The 6,973-nt window shown below is 71.6% G+C and carries 6 protein-coding genes; 2 read left to right on the top strand and 4 right to left on the bottom strand.

From position 1 onward, the window contains the following. Positions 1-122: 122 nt before the first annotated feature. Together hemQ and hemG are read right to left on the bottom strand one after the other, a co-directional pair. Positions 123-842 carry a hydrogen peroxide-dependent heme synthase gene (gene hemQ / locus ACGFX9_RS11375; protein WP_393468544.1) on the bottom strand — a complete coding sequence of 240 codons (720 nt, stop codon included), beginning with the start codon at positions 840-842 and terminating at the stop codon, positions 123-125. Between the two features lie 4 nt (positions 843-846). Next, positions 847-2,304, bottom strand: coding sequence for a protoporphyrinogen oxidase (gene hemG / locus ACGFX9_RS11370; protein WP_393468541.1), 1,458 nt, complete (start codon positions 2,302-2,304; stop codon positions 847-849). 127 nt (positions 2,305-2,431) lie between these two features. Here hemG and ACGFX9_RS11365 point away from each other — a divergent pair, with 127 nt between their 5' ends. After that, positions 2,432-3,373 carry a DUF4349 domain-containing protein gene (locus ACGFX9_RS11365; RefSeq protein WP_393468539.1) on the top strand — a complete coding sequence of 314 codons (942 nt, stop codon included), beginning with the start codon at positions 2,432-2,434 and terminating at the stop codon, positions 3,371-3,373. Positions 3,374-3,410: 37 nt separating this feature from the next. Beyond that, positions 3,411-4,793: an FAD-dependent oxidoreductase gene (locus ACGFX9_RS11360; protein ID WP_393468536.1), complete on the top strand. Its 1,383-nt coding sequence runs from the start codon at positions 3,411-3,413 to the stop codon at positions 4,791-4,793. A 20-nt stretch (positions 4,794-4,813) separates the two neighbouring features. On the opposite strand, the gene ACGFX9_RS11355 is transcribed toward ACGFX9_RS11360, so the two are convergent. Both ACGFX9_RS11355 and hemE read right to left on the bottom strand, forming a co-directional pair. Next, a complete protein-coding gene (locus ACGFX9_RS11355) occupies positions 4,814-5,710 on the bottom strand; it encodes a hypothetical protein (protein WP_393468533.1) in 897 nt (298 codons plus the stop codon). Between the two features lie 109 nt (positions 5,711-5,819). Next, the gene (gene hemE, locus ACGFX9_RS11350; protein WP_393468531.1) at positions 5,820-6,896 is read right to left on the bottom strand and encodes a uroporphyrinogen decarboxylase; all 1,077 of its coding nucleotides are present in this window, start codon (positions 6,894-6,896) and stop codon (positions 5,820-5,822) included. Between the last annotated feature and the right edge of the window lie 77 nt (positions 6,897-6,973).

Genomic DNA, 6,973 nt, shown 5'->3' with positions numbered 1-6,973 from the left:
GCCGGGTATTCCCGTACGCGTGCCGCTTGAAGTAGCGGCGCGCGCCTTCGAGGAACGCGTCACGCCCGGCGTAGGCGACGAGATCGGTGCCGCGCCCGCCCGGTGCGTGAGACAAGGGGCTGTTACGCCAGGCCCGCCACGAGGTCCGCCACGGACTTGCGGCGGCCCGTGTAGAACGGGACCTCTTCGCGTACGTGCATACGGGCCTCGGAGGCGCGCAGGTGCCGCATCAGGTCGACGATGCGGTACAGCTCGTCGGCCTCGAAGGCGAGGAGCCACTCGTAGTCGCCGAGCGAGAACGAGGCGACCGTGTTGGCGCGCACGTCGGGGTAGCCGCGGGCCATCATGCCGTGGTCCTTGAGCATGCGGCGGCGGTCCTCGTCGGGCAGCAGGTACCAGTCGTAGGAGCGCACGAAGGGGTAGACGCTGATGTAGTTGCGCGGCGTCTCGTCGGCCAGGAAGGCCGGGATGTGCGACTTGTTGAACTCGGCGGGGCGGTGCAGCGCCATGTTCGACCAGACGGGCTCCAGGGCGCGGCCGAGCTTGGTGCGGCGGAAGAGGTTGTAGGCCTCCTGCAGCTCGTCGGCGGTCTCGGCGTGCCACCAGATCATGACGTCCGCGTCGGCGCGGAGCCCCGACACGTCGTACGTGCCGCGGACGGTGATGTCCTTGGCGCCGAGCTGGTCGAACAGCTCCTGGACCTCGTCGGCGTAGCCGGTGCGATCCTCGGGGAGCAGGTCGCGCAGCTTGAAGACGGACCACAGCGTGTAGCGGATGACCTCGTTGAGGTCCTTGGCCTTCTTGCCCGCGTTCGGGCTCTTGGCGGGGGCGTCGTCACTCATGGCCCTATTCTCCTCCGCCGCCGTGCAGGCTCTGCACCGGGTTGGCGGTGAGCTCCTGCACACCGGCCAGGTCACCGCCCAGCTGGTCGACGGCGGCGTACGCGCTCGCGATGCACGCGGGGATGCCCACTCCGTCGTACGCCGCTCCGCACACGGCGAGGCCGGGCAGCTTGCTCACGTGCTGCCGGACGCGGGCCACGCGCGCGTGGTGGCCGACGGGGTACTGCGGGAGGCCGTCGTGCCAGCGGGTGACGCGGGTGGCGACGGGTTCGGCGTCAAGGCCGGTGGCCGCGCGCAGGTCGCGCCGGGAGAGGGCGATGAGGTCGGCGTCCTCGCGCCCCAGGACCGCTGTTTCGCCGTACCGGCCCACCGACGTGCGCAGCACAAGGAGGTCGGGGTCCTCGTCGGCGATCCAGGCCCATTTGCGCGAGGCGAAGGTGGACGCCTTGATGGTGTGCCCGTCGACGGGCGGCACGAGAAAACCGCTGCCTTCGGGGAGGTCGGTTTCGCTCCGGCGGTAGGCGAGGGTCATCAGGGCCATGGAGGCGTACTCCACGGTTGCGAGCTCGGCGGCGGCTGCGGGCGCCTCGACGCCGAGCAGCGCGGCGGCGGCGTACGCGGGCACGGCGACGATCACGCCGTCCGCCTCAAGGACCTCCTCCCCCGCGATGACGTGCCAGCCCTCCGGGGCGCGCCGCAGCTCGGTGACCGGCGTCCCGGTGCGGATCTCCCCGCCACGCGCGCGTACCGAATCGGCGACGGCGAGCGGCAGTTGGCCGACGCCGCCCTCGATGCCCATGAAGACGGGCCCGGTCTGCTGGTTCTGCGCGGCGCGGGCCTGGATGGCGCGGACGCCCTCCGTGAGGGAGGTGTGCGTGCGGGCGGCCTCGAAGAGCTGCGGGACGGCCGAGCGCATGGAGATGCGGTACGCGTCCCCGGCGTAGACCCCGCCGAGCAGTGGCTCCACGAGCCGGTCGACGACCTCGCGGCCCAGGCGTTCGGCGACGTACGCGCCGACCGCCACGTCCTCGCCGACCTCGCTCGGCGGCAGCTCACGGTCCCGCTCGATGCGGTGCAGCCCTTCGTCGGAGAGCACTCCGGAGAGGGCCGACGCGTCGCCGGGTACGCCCATGACGTGGCCCTTGGGCATCGGGCGCAGGGCACCGCGGGTCCAGATCGCGGCGGTCGCCGTGGCGGGCGGCTGCAGGCGGTCGGCGAGGCCCACCTCGCGGGCAAGGGCGACGGCCTCGGGGCGGCGGGCCAGCATCGACTCGGCGCCGAGGTCGACGCGGACGCCCGCGATCTCGCCGGGCAGGAGCTTGCCGCCGAGCCGGTCGGAGGCTTCCAGGACGGTCACTCGGGCTCCGGTGCCGAGCAACCGGTGGGCTGCCGCGAGGCCGGCGATGCCGCCGCCGATGACCACCACATGGCCCGTACCCGTACGTGTGTCCGTTTCGCGCATGCCTCCACTCTACGAGGCGTACGAGTCCCGACCGTGACCCCATCGGAACCGACCGGCAACCACCGTTCCGCCCCTCCCCGGCGTCAAAGGAGCATCAGTCACCACGACCCTCGGGGGGTACGTCGAGATGCTCGCGTCCAGCACGTCCAGGCACCGCACCGTCCAGGCACTCTCGGCCATGCTGCTCGCGGCCGCCCTCGCGCTCACCGGGTGCAGCGCGGGCGGCGACAGCGGCGACAGCGGCGACAGCGACAAGGCGGCGGGCGCCGCGCGCGAGGACGGGTACGCGTCCGGCGACAAGGACGACAAGGGGGTGGGCGGCGGCAGCCAGGCGGACAAGTCCGGCCGGAAGAAGCCGCCCAAAGTCACCGGCACGCACATCATCCGCACCGCCTCCCTGACCGTCCGGGTCAAGGACGTGCCGAAGGCCCTGGACGAGGCGCGCACGGTGGCGCTCGACGCGGGCGGCGTCGTCGGCGACGAGACCACGGACCGCGACGGCCGCGGCCACGAGCGCTCCCGCATCGTGCTTCGCGTGCCGCAGGACCAGTACGAGGAGGTCCTCAAGTCCCTTGAGGGAACAGGAAAGTTGATCGAGCGCAAGGCCAAGGCGCAGGACGTCACCGACCAGGTCGTCGACGTCGACAGCCGCGTCAAGTCGCAGCGGGCGAGCGTGGCCCGAGTGCGGGAGCTGATGGACAAGGCGACGAAGCTGAGCGATGTCGTCACCCTGGAAGGGGAGTTGGGCTCCCGTCAGTCGGAGCTGGAGGCGCTGCTCGCGCAGCAGTCCTCGCTCAAGGACCGTACGGCCATGTCCACGATCACGCTCTCGCTCAGCGAGACCACGGTGAAGAAGGCGGAAGCGGACGACGACGATCCCACGTTCGTGGACGCGCTGTCCGGCGGCTGGAGCGCCTTCGTGACGATGCTGCGGTGGCTGGCGGTCGCGGTCGGCGCGGTGCTGCCGTTCGCGGCGGTGGCGGTGCTGCTCTTCGTGCTGTGGCAGCGTCTTGTGCGGCCCCGGCTGCCGCGCGGGCACGCCACGAGCGGGCAGGGCGACGACGACTAGGAGGCCGTCAACTGGCGCCTCGTCGTAGCGTGTCCGTATGAGTAGCGCGAGAGAGCGACTGGTGATCATCGGGGGTGACGCGGCGGGCATGTCCGCCGCGTCGCAGGCACGCAGGCTCAAGGGCCCGGACGAACTGGAGATCGTGGCGTTCGAGCGCGGTCACTTCACCTCGTACTCCGCCTGCGGCATCCCCTACTGGGTCGGCGGCGACGTCCCCTCACGGGACGAGCTGATCGCGCGTTCGCCCCAGGAGCACCGGGCCCGCGCCATCGATCTGCGGATGCGCACGGAAGTCACGGAGATCGACACCGCGGGCCGCCGGGTCCGCACCCGGGAGGTGGAGACGGGGGCCGAGGCCTGGACGACGTACGACAAGCTCGTGATCGGCACCGGCGCCCGCCCGATCCGGCCCTCCCTGCCGGGCATCGACGCACCCGGCGTCCACGGGGTGCAGACGCTGGAGGACGGCCAGGCGCTCCTCGACACCCTGGCCCGCACACCGGGCCGCAGGGCCGTGGTGATCGGCGCGGGCTACATCGGCGTCGAGATGGCCGAGGCCCTGATCAAGCGCCGCTACGAGGTCACGGTCGTCAACCGCGGCGCGGAGCCGATGTCGACGCTCGACCCGGACATGGGCCGCCTCGTCCATGACGCGATGTCCGGCATGGGCATCGAGATGGTCAACGGCGCCGAGGTCACCAAGATCCTCACCGGTGACGACGGCCGGGTCAGGGCGGTGGCCACCGAGGACGCGGAGTACGCGGCGGACGTGGTGGTGCTCGGCATCGGCGTCCGCCCAGAGACGGAACTCGCCCGCGCGGCGGACCTGCCGCTCGGCGCGTACGGCGGGCTCCTCACGGACATGGCGATGCGGGTGCGCGGGCACGAGAACATCTGGGCGGGCGGCGACTGCGTCGAGGTCCTCGACCTGGTCTCGGGCCGCGAACGCCACATCGCGCTCGGCACCCACGCCAACAAGCACGGGCAGGTCATCGGCTCGAACGTGGGCGGCAGTTACGCGAGCTTCCCCGGCGTCGTCGGCACGGCCGTCAGCAAGGTCTGCGACCTGGAGATCGCCCGCACGGGCCTGCGCGAGAAGGACGCACGGGCTGCGGGACTGCAGTACGTGACGGTGACCATCGAGTCGACGAGCCGCGCGGGCTACTACCCCGGCGCGGCCGTGATGACGGTGAAGATGCTCGCCGAGCGCCTCACGGGACGGCTGCTCGGCGTCCAGATCGTCGGCCGCGAGGGCGCGGCTAAGCGCGTCGACATCGCCGCGGTGGCATTGACGGCCCGGATGACGGTGGACCAGATGACCGCACTCGACCTCGGCTACGCCCCGCCGTTCTCGCCGGTGTGGGACCCGGTCCTGGTGGCGGCGCGCAAGGCGGTCGCGGCGGTACGGGCGGCAGGCTAGGGGCCGGAGCCCTAGGGCATCTAGAGCGTCGCGCGCTTCTTCCGCAGCCGCGTGAGGGTGTCCCGCGCGGTGGCGGTGACGAAGGACGGGCACAGGAGCGTGTCCAGCGGGGCGCCCCACCCGCTGGACTGCCGCTCCTTCTCGTAGACCTCGCGGCCCGCGGCGCTGCTCAGATGGAGGCCGACCCAGACGGCGTCCGGCCCACTGCTCGGAAGGCCGGGGTGTGCCTCGTGTGCGCACGGGATGTCGGAGAGCGCGTACCAGGAGACGGCCGTGGTGGCGATGACGAGCCCGGCCCGGTCGTCGGGGTCGGTGGCGCGGCCCAGGTCGTTGCCGACGCAGGAGATCTCCAGGTCGACGTCGGTGCCGGGCCTGGGGTAGCCGTGCAGGATGGCCGAGAGCGAGTCGATGTCGCGCCGGGTGTCATCGGGCAGGCGCGCCGGGATGCCGTCGGCGGAGCCGGGCTCGATGTAGTCCATGGCGATGCGCGCGAACCCGGCGGCGTTGAGCGGGCAGAGCCACTCGTCGAGCGGCCGGTCGCCCTCGTCCCACTCGGCGCTCTCGTCCGCCGAGGCGGACAGGACGTCCCGCAGAGAGAAGAGATGGTCCTCCAGCTCGTCCTCTTCGTACGGATGGCCTTCGTGGGCGCACGTCCGGTCCTTGAGTGCCACGTCGGCGGCCCTGGCCGCTTCGAGGACGGCGCCCGGGACGCCGTCGCCCGGCAGCCAGCCGACGTACGGGAGCATCATCACCAGGCCGAAGACCCACTGATGCGCGGACTCACCGCCGGGATCCGCGGCGAGTTCGCGAGCGCAATCCAGGACGATCCGGTCCTTGGCCTCGTCGCGGCCTGCCTGATAGCGGTCCTGTACCTCGCTCCAGGCCTCGGCGAGTTCACCGATCGGCACCGCCGACACGTCCCGTCCCCCTCCTCACCCGTCACATTCAGGCGAGATTTTCGGCCAACTACGAACCGACTGCGAAACGACTGCGAAACGACTGCGAAACGAACGTGAACCGGCTGTGTCAGCGCGCGGTCCGCGTGTGGACGTGCTCCACGAGCCGCGTCAGCGCCTCCGGGTCCGTGGTCGGCAGGACGCCGTGACCGAGGTTGAAGATGTGCCCCTCGAGCCCGGAAGCCGCCTGGAGCACCTCGTCCGTCTTGGCCTCGACGGCCTCACGCGTGGAGAAGAGGACCGCCGGGTCGAGGTTCCCCTGCAGGGCCTTGCCGGGGCCGACACGGCGGGCCGCCTCGTCCATCGGCACCCGCCAGTCGACGCCCACCACGTCGGCGCCCGCCTCGCCCATGAGACCGAGCAGCTCGCCCGTGCCGACGCCGAAGTGGATGCGCGGCACTCCGTACGAGGCCACCGCCTCGAAGACCTTCCGCGACGCGGGCATCACGGAGCGCCGGTAGTCGGCGGGGGCCAGCGCGCCCACCCACGAGTCGAAGAGCTGCACGGCGCTCGCGCCCGCCTCGATCTGCACCTTGAGGAAGGCGCCGGTGATCTCCGCGAGCCGGTCCAGCAGATCCGCCCAGAGCTGCGGGTCGCCGTACATGAGCGCCTTGGTGTGCTCGTGGTTACGGCTCGGACCGCCCTCGACCAGGTAACTCGCGAGAGTGAAAGGCGCGCCGGCGAATCCGATGAGCGGCGTCGGCCCCAGCTCGGCCGTCAGCATGCCGATCGCCTCGGTCACGTAACTCACGTCGTCCGGCGTCAGGTCCCGCAGCTGGGCGAGGTCGGCGCGCGAGCGGATGGGGTTGGCGACGACCGGGCCGATGCCCGGCTTGATGTCGAGGTCGACGCCGATGGCCTTGAGGGGTACGACGATGTCGCTGAAGTAGATCGCGGCGTCGACCTTGTGACGGCGCACCGGCTGCAGCGTGATCTCCGTGACCAGCTCCGGCATCATGCAGGACTCCAGCATGGCCGTGCCCTCGCGCACCTTGCGGTACTCGGGCAGTGAGCGCCCCGCCTGCCGCATGAACCAGACCGGCGTGTGCGGCACGGGCTCTCGCCTGCAGGCCTTCATGAAGGCTGATTCCTTGACGGCGTCCGTCGCTGCGTTCTGCTGGCCCGCGGGGCTCTCGTTGGCACTCACGCGGAAAGTCTCGCACGGGCCCGCACGGCCACCGCTCCGAGGGACACCCTGCCTTGACCGGGGCCCCTCTCACGGGT

The organism is Streptomyces sp. NPDC048436 (assembly GCF_043200355.1).
Lineage (GTDB): Bacteria > Actinomycetota > Actinomycetes > Streptomycetales > Streptomycetaceae > Streptomyces.
Note: the sequence above shows the minus strand (reverse complement) of the source record. Positions and strands in the feature narration are given on the sequence as shown.